The organism is Sphaerisporangium aureirubrum (assembly GCF_042658925.1).
In the GTDB taxonomy this organism is placed as follows: domain Bacteria; phylum Actinomycetota; class Actinomycetes; order Streptosporangiales; family Streptosporangiaceae; genus Sphaerisporangium; species Sphaerisporangium aureirubrum.
On record NZ_JBHSRF010000242.1, the window covers coordinates 1 to 505 of the forward strand.

1 protein-coding gene is annotated in these 505 nt (G+C 69.3%); it reads right to left on the reverse strand.

The annotated features are described in order from the left end of the window. The coding region (locus tag ACFP1K_RS41345) for an ABC transporter ATP-binding protein (RefSeq protein ID WP_380764106.1) at positions 1–505 on the reverse strand (505 nt) is incomplete at both ends.

Genomic DNA, 505 nt, shown 5'->3' on the forward strand with positions numbered 1-505 from the left:
GGTGACGGCGTCGCCGGCGTCGCGGTATTCGACCCGGACCTGGCGGCGGCTGCGGGCCACCTTCAGCTCCCGCGGCGAGTCCAGGGTCGCTATCCGGCCGTCGACGACGAAGGCGACCCGGTCGCACAGCTGATCCGCGGTCGCCATGTCGTGGGTGGTCAGGAACACCGTCTTCCCGCGAGCTTTCTCCGCCAGCACGAGGTTGCGGACGGTCCGGGCGTTGGCCGGGGCGAGCCCGGAGGTCGGCTCGTCGAGGAAGAGCAGGTCCGGGTCGTGCAGCAGCGCGCGGACGAACACCAGGCGCATCTGCATGCCCTTGGAGAACTTGCCGACCCTGGTGTGCGCGTCACCGGCCAGCCCCACCGAGTCCAGCAGTTCCATCGGATCCCGGACGGGTCCACTGTGGAGGGAGGCGAAGAACTCGAGGTTCTCCAGCGCGGTCAGCTTCTGGTAGTGGTTGGGCAGTTCGAAGGACACCCCGACCCGGCGGTAGAAGTCCTGCCCC